We start from the raw sequence: 17,416 nt of genomic DNA on the forward strand, positions 1-17,416 counted from the left end.
ATTAAGAGTCTAGATAATTCTGCAAGTGGGCTTGCAGCCTCGATCTAGCTCTGGCTATTCTGGACTTCACAGTTCCTAGAGAAACTCCAGTGATTTCGGCAATTTCTTCATAAGCCATGCCTTCGATTTCTCTGAGGACAATGGTAGTACGAAAAACTTCTGGTAAATCCGCGATCGCTTCCCGCAATTGCTCGTAAAATTCTCTCGTTGTTAGTTCTTCCTCAGGCCCTGGGGTATCGCCAGCGATTTCCCAATCCATCTCGCCGTCCTCTAAGGAACGGGGAGCATCCAGTGACAAAGGACTCATCACCCGCTTGCGTTTACGTAACTCGTCGTAAAACAAGTTAGTAGCAATGCGGCTTAACCAGCCCCGAAATTTAGCAGGCTCTTGTAATCGGTTAATATTCCGATACACTCGAATCCAAACTTCTTGAGCCAAATCGGCTCTGTCAGGCCAATCTGGAGCTAAGTGGTATAGAACTCGATCGACTTGACTTTGATAGCGGCGTAATAGTTCCGCAAAAGCAGCACGATCTGGTCGCAGTCCGGCTTGACAGCGCAAAATTAAATCGTGGTTAGGGAGTTTGTCAACTTGCACTGATGCTTCTGGATACTTTGCATCAACCGTTGACCAGGATACAGTAATCGATTGACTCATAGATCGTACTGGCTCTAAATCATCCCTATCTATTAGACCTGCTAATAGGACAGAAGTTCCATGCTCAGGTGACGGATTTATGACTGGAACACTGAAGCCTACAATTTTGGATACATTTATAGCAATAAGCAGAGCCACTTTTCCTTATACTGCTCCCATAGTTGCCTAAGACCCGTCAACGAACAAAAGCGCGATGTAATGCACATTTTAGTAATTTTAGCAACTGGGTATATACGCTTGATCGAGATAATTAAATTTAGCTATAAAAATGAAGATAAAATTTTGTAATTCTAACTTCTTGATACCTTTAAAAATTGGGTAATAATTTCTGGAAGTTAGGTTGCTGTGGTTGCTAAGATGGTGATTTAATTTTTTGATTTCGTTACCAGAATAGTTGCTGATTGTTCTGATTGTGGCCCGAAAGCAGTACTAGAGTTATGTTGCTCTGGTACGCGAACTTGAAAAAACAAATTGAGGGAAAATGTAATTGTTACCGCTAGCAATAGTTTTTCAAACATGGTTTTTCATCCACCTACACCATTAATGATTGATTGCTACATTTCAAGAGTTCCACTAAAAAGTTCGAGGAGAGGCTTACGACCCTCAGAATTTTTGGGGAATGAGGTTGCTTACTTGGGATTTTGCCGCTGGGACAATTTGTATAGTCTTAGTTTGCCCAGAGGTGTTGGCAGATTTACAGCGGAAATGATAAGTATTGATAAATTTTTGATGATCGGATGATGAACTCATCCAATTACTCGGCTGGATATGTCAGGGATAAACAATAGGCGATGGCAATGGTAAGAAACGAATCTGTAGGACGTATGGTAATGCTGCTTTGTTTTGGCACAGCATTTTTATCCTTAGCTGTCCATTGGCGCATTAGTACGGCGGAACGGCAGTATGAGAAGTCTGCATCTACTTCGATGCGGCGAGATTCTACCCGAACCAATCTTAAGGGAAGCCGGACAGAGGGAGTCTACAAGAATCTTTCTCAAGTGAGTTTGGGGGAAATTGCGCTGGGTGGATCTGTGCCACCTGATGAAGTTACCCAAGGCTCGACTGCCCAGAGGACTTTTATACCAAAGTCTTCTGCTATTAAACCTAAAACTAAATCAAAAATAATTAAGAAGAATCTAGCTAAAACAACTACTCGTAGGGCTTCTACACTCAAGTCTTCTACCATTAAGTCGCAAATAATTAAGAAGAATCTAGCGAAAGCAACTATTCGGAAGGCTTCTAAACTCAAGCCTTCTACCATTAAGCCTCAAACTAAACCCCAAATTATTAAGAATAATGTAGCTAAAGCAAGCGACTTACCAACTCAGCCGCAGCTGGTAGCGCCAGTAGAAAGACAAAATCCAGTTGCAGATAGTTGGCCAAAAGGTCTGTGGTCTCAGGCTTCAGCCCAACAAGTACCATCTAGTAAGCTGGCCAATGTCAAGACGCAAGTGGTGGTTGATTTAAGCGATCGCCGCACCTATGTATACGCAGGAGATGAGGTGATAGCCAGCTACCCGATTGCTGTCGGCAAGAAAGGTTGGGAAACGCCCACAGGTTCTTTCCGGGTGATCCACATGCGACACTATCCAATCTGGCGTCACCCGATTACTGGCAAAGTATTTGAGGCTGGTACGGATAGTCCCTTGGGAGATAGATGGATTGGTTTTTGGTCAGATGGACGGAATGAAATTGGCTTTCATGGCACGCCGGATGTTGACCTAGTAGGAACGGCTGTATCCCACGGCTGCTTAAGAATGCGTAATTCTGATGTCCGATTGTTATATGAGCAAGTGAGTTTAGGGACAACAGTGTTAGTACGTGATTAATTAGTTAAGAGTCATTAGTCCTTTGTCCTTTGTCCTTTGTCTAAAACAAATGACTAATGACTAATGACTCTTAAAATTATAATTTTTGCTCAAAGTTAGGTGCATAAGTTTGGAGTAAAGCACTAACTTGGCGTACAACCTCATTGCCAGTATTTTTACCCAAGGCTTGCCGTTCTGGGAAGAAATTGGGTCGATCGAGATAACGGTTAATCGCCTCACTTATTTGTTGAGAAATTAAGTCTTGCAGTTGTGCCTGAGCTGTTTGGCGCTGGAAGTTAGCACCCTCTTCTGTAGTAGCATACAAAGGTGGTAGCCGATTGAGAGCGTAAGCGGCAATATCCCCAACATCTAAAGAACTTTCGCTGGTGGCTTCAATTTCTGCGACTCGCGCGATCGCTTCTGTCAGCACCAATTCTTCCATAACGTTAATGAATTGTTTGCGAGGTACCGCCACTACCTCACCAGTCAATAGCGCACCCATCAGCCGATCCAACGCCATATACTCTTCAATTGAGAGTTCCGAGGCGTTATCACAGATTCTACCGACTTCTGCTTCCATTGCTGGTGTCAAATAACCATCCTGGAGAGCTTGTTCTACAATTTTTTCGATACTCATAACGCTTATCATCATTTATGTTGGCCAAGCAAGGTAGGGACGGTATCAATCCAATTTATTTTGCGTAATTCTCAGCAAAAAATACACAAATTATGCAAAGACAAGATTAATTCTGCCTCTACTAGTTAACGACCTTAGTTCGCCAAGGTGTTGGATCAACAGATTGTCCGTTGACATATAGACCCCAGTGCAAATGCGGTCCCGTAGAAGCCCCTGTTGACCCTACTGCACCAATTAGTTGACCAGCTTTCACAAAATCACCTTCTTTAACGTTAATACGACTCAGGTGCATGAAAATACTGGTTACTCCTTGACCGTGGTCAATGCCAACTACGTTACCGTGTATCCGAAACCCTTGGGATACCTTACCTACCAAAGCAACTCGTCCAGAGGCCGGGGCAATTACCGATGAACCGGCAGCACCAGCGTAGTCAAGACCACGATGATAGTAGTCCTTTGCAAATGTACCATTATAGTAGCGACGTACACCATAGTTTGTACTCATCCGCCCTGCATTTGGCTTCAGGAATACTCCATTCCAATACTTTTCTGGTGTTTGTAGCGCCTTAAAAGCTGCCACACGCTTAAGTTCATACTCTGTGGCATCCACTCCAGCTTTACCAGGTGGCAAAGTAATACGTTGTACGGGGAATTTGCGATTAAGCACATTCACTGCTAAATTTTGCACTTGACCATCCCCCGCAACCCGAAGTGTTCTAGTTCCAGCTTTTTCTAATGGAGTTGTGGGAACAAAAGCCCGATACTGATTGGGCGCAATTTCAAAGGCTGGGTATATATTCTTTCCACTGGCTACTGTTGGTTTTGTACCATTCTCTGGATTATCTAGATTAATCTGCACCGAGAGTGTATCCCCTAATTTAGGATTAGTTGGAATCACCTTTACTTGCAAAGCATCTACAGGTAATGCCAAGGCGATCGGGAGAACAGCAAATATTCCCTTTAATACATTTATTGCACGGTAATTGGCTGTCAAAGTTTTGACATCAAAACCGAGCAACTTTTTGTTTGAACCACTAGCGCTATTCTCAATAATCATAGAACTACAAAAAAACCCTTGCTTGTATTGGAAAATAGATTAGCTTATTATCGCTAGTGTTTCCTGTTTGAAGCCGATGTTGTTGACAACCATAAATTTTCGGAAATTCTCCAGGTATTTATGGATTGCAAGGGCGAATCATTTTATCTGTAATTTTAGGAAATTGGTCTTGACTCTAATAACCAAGGCGTATGACATTGGCAATGAGCATAAAATTTAACTGTCATTACATAAATAATACTTGAAGGAAATCTTGGAATCAACTGGACACTTTTTCAACTGGACACTAATATCACATTGTTCGGTTGAAATCGGTATGGGGAAATTACTTAAACTAGGTAAGTAAGTCAGTGAGGATAAATTAAACTATATACTAGTAAATATTTTAAAATTTGCTCATAATAAGGCTTTAGTTGCCAAAAAAGGAGACATTAAGGCAAAAAGATGAGTCTGCCTCGTCACACTTAAAATTTACTTTATAAATCAACCTGAATAATGGAATACGTTAATTAACTTGAGACTGATAGTATTGCTTTTGACTTGAGTTTGCCATCTTCCATTTGAACTATGCGATCGGCAATATCTAGGATACGGTTGTCATGAGTAACCATCAAGATGGTACAGCTTTGTTCTTTTGCCAGTTTTTGCATGAGATTGACTACATCTCGTCCTGATTGACTGTCAAGGGCGGCAGTAGGTTCATCCGCGAAGATTATTTGAGGATGACTGACTAAAGCACGAGCGATCGCTACTCGTTGTTTTTGTCCCCCAGACAGTTGATCGGGATAGTAATGCAAATGATTTTGCAATCCTACTTGCTCTAACATTTGGGCTGACCTAGCTCGCATTTTTTTTAACCCAAGATGTTTGTGCAATTCTAAAGCCATTTTGACGTTTTGGAGTGCCGTTAAACTACCATGCAAGTTATGTCCTTGGAAAATATAACCGTTATGGCGTCGTGCTTGTACTAGTTGTTCAGCACTAGCACCACAAAGTTCTCGTCCCAAAACCTGCAAACTACCAGATTGGGCAGAACGCAATCCACCCACTAAGGTCAACAAGGTAGTCTTTCCAGAACCAGAGGGCCCAGTCATGATAATAATTTCACCAACGTTAATCTCTAAGTTGATATTAGATAAAATTTGCTTGCGGAGTGAGCCGTGACCAAAGTGGTGGTCGAGATTATGGATGGAGATGATGGATTGACTAGTCATAAATAGATCGATTACTCGTGACGATCATCATTGGTCATTTGTCCTTTGTCCTTTGCAAATGACCAATGACCAATGACCAATGACAAATTTAAAACATATCAGCGGGATTGGTGGCTTGAAGTTTGCGGGTGGCGATCGCACCGGAAATTGTACACATAATGATGGTCAGTACTAATACCTGCAATGCCCGAATCGCAGTCATATATATGGGCAAATTTGTAGCACTGCGAGTCAGTTGATAAAGCACTAAGGACACTCCCAATCCGGGAAAGAAGCCCAGTGCTGCCAATATCAACGATTCTTCAAGCACCACACCTAGCAGGTAGTAATTGCGATATCCCATTGCTTTAAAGGTGGCGTATTCTCGAACGTGGGCATTAACATCGTTGGAGAGAACTTGATAGACGATGATCGCGCCTACCACAAATCCCATCGATACACCTAGACTGAAAATAAACCCAATTGGAGAATTTGTTCTCCAAAAGTTATTTTCAAATTCAATAAATTCGGCGTGGGTTAATACTCTGACATCATCTCTGAGGTAGGCTTTAAGCATTGCTGCTACTTTTTTCGGTTCATAACCTGGTTTCAAAAGAATCAAACCTAGACTGACACTGCTCGACTGTCGCCCAGAAAATAGCCGCAAAAAATTTTGATCGCTGGTAATTAGGTTGCCATCAAAGCCAAAGGAAGCCCCGACTTTGAATAAGCCACTAATGGTAATTGTGCGCCGTTCTATTTCGGTAGTCAGGGTTTTACCTCGATCAATTTGAGCGATCGCTTTTTGATAATCTCCTCTTGCACCACGATCGAACAAGACGGTATCCGGCATTTTGATCGCTTGCAATTGCTGGTTAACATCTGGTAAGTCAAAAGCTGGTTTGTCTGGGTTAAAGCCGATAACTAACACCCCTGTTTCACGGTGTGTTTGGGGATTCTTCCAGATTGTGTTGTTAAAATACATTGGTTCTGCCGACTTTACTCCTGGTATATCCATTGCTTGGTAAAGTCGCCGCCGAGAAAATGTAGACAAGCTTGCTAAGTTACGGGCTTGGGGACTGGTTAAAACAATGTCTGCTTGCAAACTGCGATGTAGTCTGGTGTTACTGTCATACAGCGCAGTCTGAAAACCTAGCTGCATGAACATCAGAAGATCCGCAAAGGCAATGCCTGATAATGCCACTAAAAGACGGCTTTTTTCATGATTTAGTTGCAGCCATCCTAGAGGAGTTCGCCGTTGCAGTTGTTTGAGCAATCCCATCATAAGAAGTGGGGAGTAAGGGAGTAACGAAGAAGAATTAATAACCAATGACTAATGACTAATAACTAATGACAAATTTCACAATTCAATTACTGCCTTAACTTGCATATTGGTTAAGGTGGCGGCTTTTTGGCTGGAAGCTTCATCTAGTCGGATGTGGACTTCTACTACTCTGTTGTCGATATTGCTGACGGGATCTGTATTAATGACATTCTGTCGTCGCACTTGCAAGCCTTTACGATCTACGATTCCCTGCAATTCAATTGGGAGGTAATCACCAAGTACTCGTACTTGCTGCCCTGAATGCACTTTGCCGATATCGCTTTCGTAGACTTCGGCGATGACATACATCTGGCTGGTTTGTCCAATATCTGCAATGCCATCATTTGAGACTAATTCTCCAGGATGGGTATGGATCTCAAATACCTGTCCATTTTGGGGCGATCGCACTACAGCCTGTTCGAGATTAACTTTTGCCAGATTCATGGCTGCTACGGCACGATTAACTTCTGCTTTAGCAGTTTCTACATCCACTCCGCGCACTTCGGCAATTTCATCAAGTGTTGCTGTAGCTTCTTTGACCCGTTGCTGACTTGTTGATTGGGTACGATTTAACTGTGCCTGGGCTTCTTGCAAGCTTTTTTGGGCAGTTTCCAAGTTTAAACGCTTACTATCCCGTTGGGAAGCGGAAATTGCGCCCTGTTGAGATAGTTGCTGATAGCGTTCGTCTTCTGCTTGGGCGTTACGCACTTCAGCTTGAAATCGCTCAATTGTCGCTGCTTGGGCATTAATATTACCTTGGCGTTCGGCTTCTAAACGAGCGATCGCAGCTTTTTGGGCGGCAATTTCACCGCGTTTAGCACCTGCTTGGGTGCGGTTTAGGTTTGCTTGGGCTACTTTTACCTGTTCTTGTGCTTCTTTTAATGCCGCTTGCAAGCGATCGCGGCTGTTTAAAATTGCGATCGCTTGTCCTGCTTTTACCCTATCCCCCTCTTTCACTAACAACTTTTCTACTCGACTTCCTTCCGCAGACACCGCAGCAGAGAGTTTAATTACCTTTCCCTGTGGTTCGAGTCGCCCTAAAGCTGTTACCGTTTTTAACTGTGGTAATTGTGTTGCTGGTACTTGTGCCTCTGGATTGGCATAATTTTGCCCGCGTTTTACTATATAAAAACTTATTCCGCCAACCAATAAAGATATAGTTATACCTATAGCAACGGATGGACGCAGAATAGACTTAGGGAACGTTCTGTACCCTAGCTTTGAGTTTCGCACCATAGATTACCTCTTAACTAGTGGCGCAGAAAAAAGAACAGATTAGGCTTTTCTCCGTACTTGTTTGCTAATTCCTACTTCTTGAGTCAGTGATTGTTGATTTATCACTTCCAAGTCCATAAAATAATTTGGAAATTGTTGAGCTTTTACTTAGATAAAGTGATTTAGCTGGCTAGGATAACAACGAATATCTCTACCAAATTATAGGTTTATGTTTTTAGCAAACTACTTTTGTTTTATGAAAGTACTCAGGTATAGTAAACGGTTTTAAAATTCCGGGTTGTAACAGCGCCAACAATCATAATCAAATTAAGTAAATAACAAAAAATATTTGGTGTGATTAAGATCGGTGGAAATTTATATCAAATTTTGATGATTATTGCTTTTCCTATCATATTAGGTACATCATATTCCCCTCCTCACTTGTGGGGTAGGATTTTTGTACCTCATAAGGGACAAGAACCGCTATAATCCCATTCAAAGGTTAAAACGAAACATTAACCAAACCGCATTGGGATACCTGTAGCTTGCAATTCTCACAAATCAAATAGGATTGCACTATTAAGTCTGTTTGTTATTGGGAATTATAAAGATAGGGATACAAAACTTTCACAATAGTTTTGACGTATCCCTTTTATAGTATAAATGTACTGTTAGCTCTAGTTGTACAGCCATGCAGCCTCTTCAGCCAGTTAGCGGATCGGATTTGCAACCATTTTTGTCAGCACCAGAGGAGTTATTGCAACAGTCAGTAGAGTTGCAATTAGCCGTTGCTAGTTTCCACCAGACACCACGAAGTCTTTTAGAGGTTCTAGTTAATAGTGCTGATGAGCAGGTAGCAGAAGCAGCAAGTTTGCACGTAAATTTGGCAGGAGAAATAACAGACGGGTGGCAGCAAGCAATTGATGAAATCCTGCAACAGCGTCAGCTAGGGCAAAACGACCGATTGGCGGTAGAACTACTCAAAATTGGGCCTGTACCTCCTTGCTTCCTCAGCGAATGGGTTCCAGCCGAGCGACTAATTCAAGGATTGCGAAATCCCCAAATGCCGTTGCGTTATCGGTTACAATTATTACAACGACTATCACAGGAACCAAGCTTAGAACCAAGGTTACAGGTAGCAGAGTCGCCAGAAACGCCGTCAGCAGTGTTGGAACAGTTAGCGGGTGATTTAGAATTACCAGTCCGGTTGGCGGTGAAGTTTAATCCTAGTTGTCCACCACCATTAATTGAACTCGTGGAAGGACAGTATGCCGTTGCATCTGACTGGAACACCGATAGCGAACAATTAGCGATGCTGGGGCAGAGTCGTTGGGCGCGGGTGCGGTTGGCTGTGGCGCAAAATCCCTCAGCGACAGCAGAGACGCTGATGCAATTGGCTGGGGATGCTGTGTATAAAATTCAGTTAGCGGTAGCGAAGAATCCAGAAACAGCCGCAGATGTGTTGGCTGTGCTAGCAGAACATCAAGATCAAGCTATACAAGCAGCTGTAGCAGAACATAGAAATGCAACGGAAGAAATATTGCATCAATTATTTCCAACTCAACAGCAGCTTTTGAAAAGAAGGGAAAATTTACCAACTAGTATTTTAGAAAGATTTTTTAATGAAGAGGCGGCAGATAAACCAGTTTGGAAAAATTCTGAACATCTGTATTTATTTATAGAACAGCCAAATACACCAACTAGGATTTTAGCTGAGTTAGCGAATGTTGATTTAGAAGCGTTGAGAGCAGAGATACTTACTAAAAGTAATTCTTCACCGATTATCAAAACTTTAGAAACATGGGTTCAAGATGAGACAAGATTTTTAGCTAATATTGCCAAACATCCCCAAGCTTCAGTAGAAATTTTACAACATTTGACACAATATCCTAATCCATATATACAGCTAGCCGTTGCTCAAAATTCCCAAACACCTGAAGCCTTGCGAGATATGCTATTACAACAATTAGCAGTAGGCTCAAAGGAAAATATTCGGATTGAACTTGCAAGCAATCCACAAACTCCTGTCGCAATTTTGGACAAGCTGGCGGGTGCATCATCTTCGCTCAATACGATGATGGAGATGTTGCACCAAATTGCCCCTGATGCGACACCATCGCTGCTTAACCGGATCAAAATATTTATCGATAATCATCAGTCACCAGAATTAATTATTTTTTGGCTGCAACAGGGTGAAGAATTTCGCAATTCTATCTTAAAAGAATGGGATGATTTAATCGACGCTCTTAATGAATCAGAACAACAAACACTCGCATACTTAGCTAGCCAAAAATCATCAATCAAATGGGAAGGTAAATTTACAGCAGAAAGACGCGATCGCCCAGGAAAAAAATCAGTGCCTAGTGATGCTAGATTAGCAGCAAATTATCAAATGCTAGACGGGCTGTTGCATTTATTAAATAGCTCTTATAACAGCGATCGCAGCAATCAACAAGTTGTTGCAGCATTATTAGGGAATCCATCTACACCAGCAACTTTACGAGAGCAATTGTGGCAACAATGTAAAAAAAGTCCTGACGAATTTGGCCGCTATTTAGGGGATACCGAACTTCGGATGGCACTAGCTTTTAACCCAAGTGTACCTGAAGCAGAGCGTAATGAATATTTACAACAACTGATTGCGACAAGCAACGATTTGCGTGATAAATTAGCCAAAAATCCGGCTACGCCTGAATATCTTCTCAGACGAATTGCAGATGAACGCAAAGAGTATTTGTGGAGAAGGTTGGCAGAAAATCCAAATACTCCTACTGATTTATTAATGCGGTTTCTGCATGAAGAAGTTGAGAAAACAGTTTATAGTAATGAAACTATGTTTGACATAGTTATTGCTAATCCCAACTTACCTATTTTAGAACGTTATCGATTATTATTAGGTAAACAAGAAGCTCAAGAAATTGCCAACGCTCATCAATTAATGGCGCGTCGCACTGATACTCCTTATACTTTAGCGCAGGTTCTAGTAAAAGGCGACCAAAAAGCCCGCATAATAGTCGCTCACAGCAACAAAACTCCAATTCCTGTGCTGGAACAACTAGCAAAAGATGCAGATGAAACTGTGCGTAAAGCTGTAATGGGCAATTCCAATCTACCCTTAAGTACCTTAATTGAACTTACACAAGATACAAGCGATAAAATACGTTTGAATTTAGCTTATATATTACGTAATCGTAGTACAAATCGCTCTCGTAAAGAAGAAGTTCCTGTAGTACTTCTCGAACGGCTTGCTAGAGATGAAAATAAAGATGTACGAGTAGCAGTTGCAGAAAATCTCCAGTCTTCTCTTACTCTCCTTGAGCAACTTGCTAGGGATGCAAGTGCAGATGTCAGAATTAGTGTAGCTAAAAATCCAAACACCCCTTCTTTTGTTTTAGAACAACTTGCACAAGATACAAATGCAGATGTCAGGTTTTCTGTAGCTAAAAATCCAAACACACTTCCTGCTGTATTAGAGACATTTGATATATCACCTCCTCCAGATGCACCACGTCATGCCCTAGAAGGTCTTAATCAAGTTATTGCTAACCGATATAGAGAGCTATTCTACGTTGCTTTTGCAGACAATCCTAATACTCCTCCTAGTTTGTTAGCTCGAATTGCTCGGCAAATACCCCGCGAAATAGACAAATATGTAAATAAAGTGGCTAAACATCGAAATACTCCCGCCAGCGCTTTAGAACAACTAGCCAAAGCTGGTGATGCAACTACTCGCTGTAATGTTGCTGAAAACCCCAATACACCTGTCACGGTTTTGGAAGAACTAATAACTGATGAGTATAGCCCCGTTCTCTGGGCGATCGCTCAACGTGCTGATACTCCAACCCAACTCCTAGAACGACTGCTATTGAGATTTACAGATCCCAATAACCAAGACTACCAACAAATCAGTTACGCAATTAGCAATCGCCGTGAACTTCCTCTCAATCTGTTAGAACTGCTAATGCAGAGTAACCTGCAACAGGTTTATCAGAGAATAGCTACTCAAGCAAATCTTCCGCAAGCAATTGTAGAACGGCTAATGGCTGTATCAAATGAGTCAGTTTTAAGTACTTTAGCGCGTAATCAAAGCCTTGCTGCCGAATTTTTGACACAACTTGCTCAAAATCCCAATCCTAATGTTTGTAGTGCGATCGTTAATCATCCCAACATCACTCCTGAGCTTTGGATACAGCTTGCCAACCATATAGAAGTTAGCGTGCGTCAGGTAATTGCTGCTAACTCGAATACTCCTATGAATATTCTCGAAATGTTAACAAGGGATTCAAATAAAGATGTTCGTGTAAAGGTTGCTGCTAATAGCAACTCACCTGTTAGTGTTTTAGAACAATTGGCAGGAGATGAGGACGCATTTGTGCGTATAGCTACCGCCTCTAATTCCCATCTTCCTGAAACAATACTGACACAATTGGCAAACGATGAAAAAGTCGAAGTCCGCCGCGCAGTTGCTCAAAATCCCAAAACCCCTGCACCCATCCGCGAAACCCTCCGCGATTTAGTTGTCCAACCCACCACCCGCCAAACTAGTTCTACGTTGCGCGGACTCAACCGCCTCTACAACCCCAGCACTGATGATTTAGTAAGCATACTTGCAGAATACGCGAGTTCAGAAAATGCCTTTGTGCGGTTTGTGACACTCCTCCACCCGCTAACTCCTCATGAAGTGCTGACTCAAGCAGCGCAGTCTGCATCCTGGCTGGAACGCTACGCCGTTGCTGATAATTCTGGAACTCCAAGCGTTTTACGCCAGCAACTTGCTGAAGATAGCAACCGGATTGTCCGCGCAGCCGCTAGAGTTTAGTTGGGAATAATTGAGGATGTTGCAGATGGCATACGTGATTTCACACTTGTCAAAGTTCGAGACATGATGACACTTAAAATAGTTTGCTCAAGTATCAACCGTAAAACTAATTAGAGCTAAATTTATGAATTTTGAAACAGTGAATATCTTAGGCACTCTTGAGGTTTTAACCGAACCACATCTTGAGTTTCGCCTACCAAATAATCATTATAGCTATTTAGTTCCTTTCGTTTGGGATGTAACTCAAAAAGGCGACTTTAATCTACTCAGTCTTGGTCGTGATGAAGGATGGATAAATGCAACAGATATTGATATTGCTTTAAAAAGTTGGCAATCATTAGAACTTCGTGGTTATCTAAATCTAGATGACGATCCAGATAATTACGAAGAGGAAGATATTATCAGTCATGAGTTAGTTGATGAAAGAGCAAAAATATATCATATATTTGCTGATATTCTACGAAAGAATCTCTCCAATATAGAAATTTTAAAATTCAGTAAAAGTCCTGACTATTCTTTTTTCGTTATCTTAGGTAAAACTCCAGAAAATAATTGGTTCTGTTTTTCTCAATCTGTTGCTAGAGAAACCAAAATTGAAGATGAAATTAAATACTCTATTTTACCAGATTTAACAATTGAACAATCTTTTGATGACAATGTTTTAAAATTAAGAGATAATTTTCAAGAAATCTTAAATCAATTACAGCCTATTAGTATTTATGGATACTATGGTGGTGGCTACGATTATAGTTTTGATCATTGTTTAGTTCAAAGTATAGCGCACACTAAAGAAAAAGCATTATTATTAGCTCTACATCAAGCAGGAATGCTGGACATTGCTATATTTCATGAGTTTAACCTAGAAGGTTTTTCCTGGATATTTGAAAAAGATGAAATTGCAGAATTATATCCAAGGTATCAAAAAATAAATAAGTTTTTAACACAAAATCTTACCGATTTAAGAACGATCAGATGTAGTTTTTGGAATCGTGAATGTATATATGTCATTGGTCAAACCAATGCTGGAGATGTAACTGGAATTTATATAGAAAGCGATTTTGATTACAATCCCTAAGAATATGCTGACGATCGCAACAATAGCCGTAAACTTAGCCAGTTTATGAACCAGTGCTTAAGTAATTGTATTTACTACAGTATCAGTTTTTGGGATGTTGGCTACACCTACGAAGTCGGACAAACCCCAGCAGGAGATTGGCTAGGGGTGCGATCGCAAAGCGAATTTGAGTACAATCCTTAGAAAGAGTAGCAAAAACCTAATGTCTAAAAAATCTGATTTGCAGTTCCAAAATCTCTTTACTTCACAAATTTGATTTGTGAGAATTGCTCAAAAAGAATCTGCTTAAGATGCTACAACAGCAGCACGGTCATTTATTAGCTTGCCATCTTCCATGTAGACGATGCGATCGGCAATATCTAGAATGCGGTTGTCATGAGTAACCAAAAGAATGGTACAGTCTTGTTCCTTAGCTAATTTTTGCATGAGGTTAACCACATCTCGTCCCGATTTACTGTCAAGGGCGGCGGTGGGTTCGTCTGCTAAGACAATTTTAGGACGACCAACCAATGCACGAGCGATCGCAACTCTTTGTTTCTGTCCTCCAGATAAATCATCAGGATAATAATTCAAGCGTTCTCCTAATCCTACCTCCTCTAATATTTGGGCTGACCGGGTTTTCATTTCTGCTGGCGAAATATTATTATGCACTTCCAAGCCCATTCTGACGTTTTGGAGTGCCGTTAAACTACCATGCAAGTTATGTGCTTGGAAAATATAACCGTTACTGCGTCGCACCTGGGTAAGTTGTCGTTTGTTAGCGCCACACAGTTCTTGTTCCAATATCTGCAAACTGCCGGATTGGGCAGAACGCAAGCCGCCTGCTAAGGTGAGAAGTGTAGTCTTACCTGAACCAGAAGGCCCAGTCATAATAATAATTTCGCCAGCGTTAATATCCAGGTTGATATCAAAAAGAACTTGCTTGCGGAGTTGACCACGACCAAAATAGTGGTCGAGATTTTTAACAGAGATTACAGGAGGCATACTAATTTTAGATTTTAAATTTTAGATTTTAGATTCAGACTTGGGTAAGTATCTTTATGACCAATGCCCAATGCCCATTTTCTAAAACATATCTGCGGGGTCAGCAGACTGTAATTTCCGAGTAGCGATCGCACCAGAAATTATGCACATAATCATAGTCAGTGTTAATACCGTCAAGGCCCGTGCTACGGTCATGTAAACTGGCAAATTGGTGGCATTACGAGTTAAATGATAAAGTCCTAAAGGTGCGATCGCTCCTGGGATAAAGCCCAAAATCGCCAAAATTATCGCCTCTTCAAACACCACACCTAATAAGTAAAGATTGTTATATCCCATTGCTTTAAAAGTGGCGTATTCTTTGATATGGGAATTCACATCTGTAGAAAGAACTTGATAGACGATAATCACGCCCACCAAAAACCCCATTGCTACACCCAGGCTGAAGATAAATCCGATCGCCGTATTTGTTTTCCAGTAATTTATTTCAAATTCGAGAAATTCTGCTTTGGTTAAAACTTTAACATCATTATCTAAATGAGATTCTAAAGCTGCTTTCATCTGTTTTGGGTCATAGCCTGGTTGCAGCTGCACTAAACCGAGACTGACACTGCTTGCTTCTTGTCTAGGAAATAGTCGCAGAAAGTTCTGGTCGCTGGTGATCAAAGTACCATCGGCTATGAAGGAAGCCCCGACTGAAAATAAGCCGCTAACGGTAATTGTCCGCCTTTCTATTTCGGTTGTGACAGTTTTACCTTGTTCAATTTTGGCGATCGCTTCATTGTAATCTCCTCTAGAAGAGCGATCGAAGAGAACGGTATCTGGTAGCTTAATAGCATCTATCTGGCGATTCACATCCGCTAAGTTCAACATTTGCCGATCGGGATTGAACCCCATAACTAATATTGTCGTTTTCTGATGTGTTTGGGGATTTTTCCAATCAACAATGTTGACATACATTCCTTCTGCCGACTTTACACCTGGTATATCCATTGCTTGATACAACCGCCGCCGCGTAAAGCTAGACATATATGCTAAGTTACGTGCTTGGGGGCTGATGACAAACATATCAGCCTGCATACTCCGATGCAGCATTGTGTTACTTTCAAACAGGGCATTCTGAAACCCTAGCTGCATGAACATTAGAACATCGGCAAAGGCAATACCTGACAATGCCACCAAAAGACGGCCTTTTTCATGACTCAGTTGCAGCCATCCTAAAGGCGTTCGCCGCCGCAGTTGCTGGATAAATCCAATCACAGTACAATTACCGCCTTGACTTGCAAATTAGTTAAGCTAGAAGCATTTTGGCTAGATAGTTTATTCAGTTGTACGTGGACTTCCACTACTCTGGCATCAATATTGCTAGAGGGATCGGCGTTGATCAGATTTTGCCGCTTTACCTGCATACCAACCCAATCTACTCTTCCCTCTAATTCATTGCGTAGGGAATCACTACTTACCCGCACATCCTGTCCCGGACGTACTTTGTTGATATCACTTTGGTAGACTTCAACTACTGCATACATCTGGTCGGTTTGACCTAGAGCCACAATTCCTTCATTGCCAACAGTCTCTCCGGCTCGTGTATTAATCTCCAAAATTCGACCGGCTTTAGGAGCCACAACATAAGCCTGCGCCAGTTCTGCTCTAATTTTATCTGCTGTGGCTTGAGCGCTGTCTACCTCTGCTTGTGCGTTTGCTATATCTGTTGGACGGACTTCAGCAGTTTGATTCAGGTTAGCTTTTGCTTCGTTAATCTGCTGTTGCAAGCTGGCGAGGGTTTGATTCTGGTTGGCTTTTGCTTCGTTAAGCTGCTGTTGTAAGGTTGCGACAGTTCTTGTCTGGGTGGCTTGGCTTTCAATTAACGCTTGAGTGGAAGTTTCGGCGTTTAAGCGTCTGCTATCAACTTCTTGGCTGGAAATTGCTCCTGCTTTATATAAAGTCTCGTAGCGCTGCACGTCAGCTTCAGCATTACGTCTCTCGGCTGCTACGCGAGCCACCGTTGCTTGCAAGCTCCGTTGTTGCCCAAGGAGTTCTGCTTCTATACGATTAATTGTGGCTTGCTGAGTTTTAATATTTCCTTCTAGTTCTACTTGCAAACGATTCACGGTAGCTTGACGCGCTCCAATTTCTCCCTGTTTAGCTCCAGCTTTTACCTGATTAAGGCGAGATTTGGCAACTTGAACTTGTTTTTGGGCTTCAATCAAACTAGCTTGTAGGCGATCGCGGTTGTCCATAATCGCAACTACCTGTCCGGCTTTGACGCGATCGCTTTCTTTCACCAATAGTTGCTCTACCCGATTTCCTTCAGTAGAAGAAGGCGCTGAAAGTTTTATTATTTCTCCCTTTGGTTCCAACCGTCCTAATGCTGTGACTGTTTTTACTACTGGCTGAACTGCTACTGGTGCTTTTTGCTTGTCATTAGCTGTAGCCTGAAGCTTCATCACCGCATAAACACTGATTCCGCCTATTGCTAGAGCTGTAATTATTGCAAGTAGAACAGGCGATCGCAAAAGATTCTGAGTAGAGCTTAAACTCTCTGAATTCCTGTTTTCCCTCATGCTATTCCCCCTTACCACCAGTAGCAACTTGTACTAAACTGTCCAGTTCAATTTATGCTAAACTAAACGGACTAGTTTAGTCAAT

General features: G+C 41.8%; 14 protein-coding genes. 4 read left to right on the forward strand and 10 right to left on the reverse strand.

The genetic code is table 11. The features are described 5' to 3' along the window. Position 1: 1 nt before the first annotated feature. Together AC1F2U_RS08755 and AC1F2U_RS08760 are read right to left on the reverse strand one after the other, a co-directional pair. The gene (locus AC1F2U_RS08755) at positions 2–658 is read right to left on the reverse strand and encodes a sigma-70 family RNA polymerase sigma factor (protein ID WP_094352725.1); all 657 of its coding nucleotides are present in this window, start codon (positions 656–658) and stop codon (positions 2–4) included. A 365-nt stretch (positions 659–1,023) separates the two neighbouring features. Next, positions 1,024–1,176 carry a hypothetical protein gene (locus AC1F2U_RS08760; RefSeq protein ID WP_480260744.1) on the reverse strand — a complete coding sequence of 51 codons (153 nt, stop codon included), beginning with the start codon at positions 1,174–1,176 and terminating at the stop codon, positions 1,024–1,026. A gap of 678 nt (positions 1,177–1,854) precedes the next feature. On the opposite strand from AC1F2U_RS08760, the gene AC1F2U_RS08765 reads away from it, so the two are divergent. Continuing rightward, positions 1,855–2,487 carry a L,D-transpeptidase gene (locus AC1F2U_RS08765; protein ID WP_480260862.1) on the forward strand — a complete coding sequence of 211 codons (633 nt, stop codon included), beginning with the start codon at positions 1,855–1,857 and terminating at the stop codon, positions 2,485–2,487. A gap of 76 nt (positions 2,488–2,563) precedes the next feature. Here AC1F2U_RS08765 and AC1F2U_RS08770 read toward each other — a convergent pair whose 3' ends face one another. The 5 genes from AC1F2U_RS08770 to AC1F2U_RS08790 form a co-directional block, all read right to left on the reverse strand. Beyond that, a complete protein-coding gene (locus tag AC1F2U_RS08770) occupies positions 2,564–3,103 on the reverse strand; it encodes a late competence development ComFB family protein (protein ID WP_190909652.1) in 540 nt (179 codons plus the stop codon). 121 nt (positions 3,104–3,224) lie between these two features. Further along, entirely contained in the window at positions 3,225–4,160 is a 936-nt protein-coding gene (locus AC1F2U_RS08775) for a M23 family metallopeptidase (protein WP_480260745.1), read from the reverse strand. A 509-nt stretch (positions 4,161–4,669) separates the two neighbouring features. Next, complete coding sequence (locus tag AC1F2U_RS08780) at positions 4,670–5,374, reverse strand: DevA family ABC transporter ATP-binding protein (protein ID WP_480260746.1); 705 nt, start codon at positions 5,372–5,374, stop codon at positions 4,670–4,672. Positions 5,375–5,462: 88 nt separating this feature from the next. Continuing rightward, complete coding sequence (devC, locus tag AC1F2U_RS08785; protein WP_480260863.1) at positions 5,463–6,635, reverse strand: ABC transporter permease DevC; 1,173 nt, start codon at positions 6,633–6,635, stop codon at positions 5,463–5,465. Between the two features lie 78 nt (positions 6,636–6,713). Beyond that, positions 6,714–7,910 carry an ABC exporter membrane fusion protein gene (locus AC1F2U_RS08790; protein ID WP_480260864.1) on the reverse strand — a complete coding sequence of 399 codons (1,197 nt, stop codon included), beginning with the start codon at positions 7,908–7,910 and terminating at the stop codon, positions 6,714–6,716. Positions 7,911–8,583: 673 nt separating this feature from the next. Here AC1F2U_RS08790 and AC1F2U_RS08795 point away from each other — a divergent pair. The 3 genes from AC1F2U_RS08795 to AC1F2U_RS08805 all read left to right on the forward strand — a co-directional run bounded on the left by AC1F2U_RS08795 (position 8,584) and on the right by AC1F2U_RS08805 (position 13,969). Beyond that, positions 8,584–12,711, forward strand: a complete 4,128-nt coding sequence (locus AC1F2U_RS08795) for a hypothetical protein (RefSeq protein WP_480260747.1) — start codon at positions 8,584–8,586, stop codon at positions 12,709–12,711. Between the two features lie 124 nt (positions 12,712–12,835). Beyond that, the gene (locus AC1F2U_RS08800; protein WP_480260748.1) at positions 12,836–13,786 is read left to right on the forward strand and encodes a nuclease A inhibitor family protein; all 951 of its coding nucleotides are present in this window, start codon (positions 12,836–12,838) and stop codon (positions 13,784–13,786) included. A 45-nt stretch (positions 13,787–13,831) separates the two neighbouring features. After that, positions 13,832–13,969 carry a hypothetical protein gene (locus tag AC1F2U_RS08805; protein ID WP_480260749.1) on the forward strand — a complete coding sequence of 46 codons (138 nt, stop codon included), beginning with the start codon at positions 13,832–13,834 and terminating at the stop codon, positions 13,967–13,969. Positions 13,970–14,071: 102 nt separating this feature from the next. Here the strand turns inward: AC1F2U_RS08805 and AC1F2U_RS08810 are convergent, their stop codons facing one another. From AC1F2U_RS08810 to AC1F2U_RS08820, 3 genes are all read right to left on the reverse strand, one after another. Then, a complete protein-coding gene (locus tag AC1F2U_RS08810) occupies positions 14,072–14,770 on the reverse strand; it encodes a DevA family ABC transporter ATP-binding protein (RefSeq protein ID WP_480260750.1) in 699 nt (232 codons plus the stop codon). 81 nt (positions 14,771–14,851) lie between these two features. Beyond that, the gene (gene devC / locus AC1F2U_RS08815; protein WP_480260751.1) at positions 14,852–16,027 is read right to left on the reverse strand and encodes an ABC transporter permease DevC; all 1,176 of its coding nucleotides are present in this window, start codon (positions 16,025–16,027) and stop codon (positions 14,852–14,854) included. Continuing rightward, positions 16,024–17,331: an HlyD family secretion protein gene (locus AC1F2U_RS08820; protein ID WP_480260752.1), complete on the reverse strand. Its 1,308-nt coding sequence runs from the start codon at positions 17,329–17,331 to the stop codon at positions 16,024–16,026. Before AC1F2U_RS08820 ends, devC (AC1F2U_RS08815) begins: the two co-directional genes overlap by 4 nt. Positions 17,332–17,416: the final 85 nt, after the last annotated feature.

This window comes from Nostoc sp. LEGE 12454 (assembly GCF_056620565.1).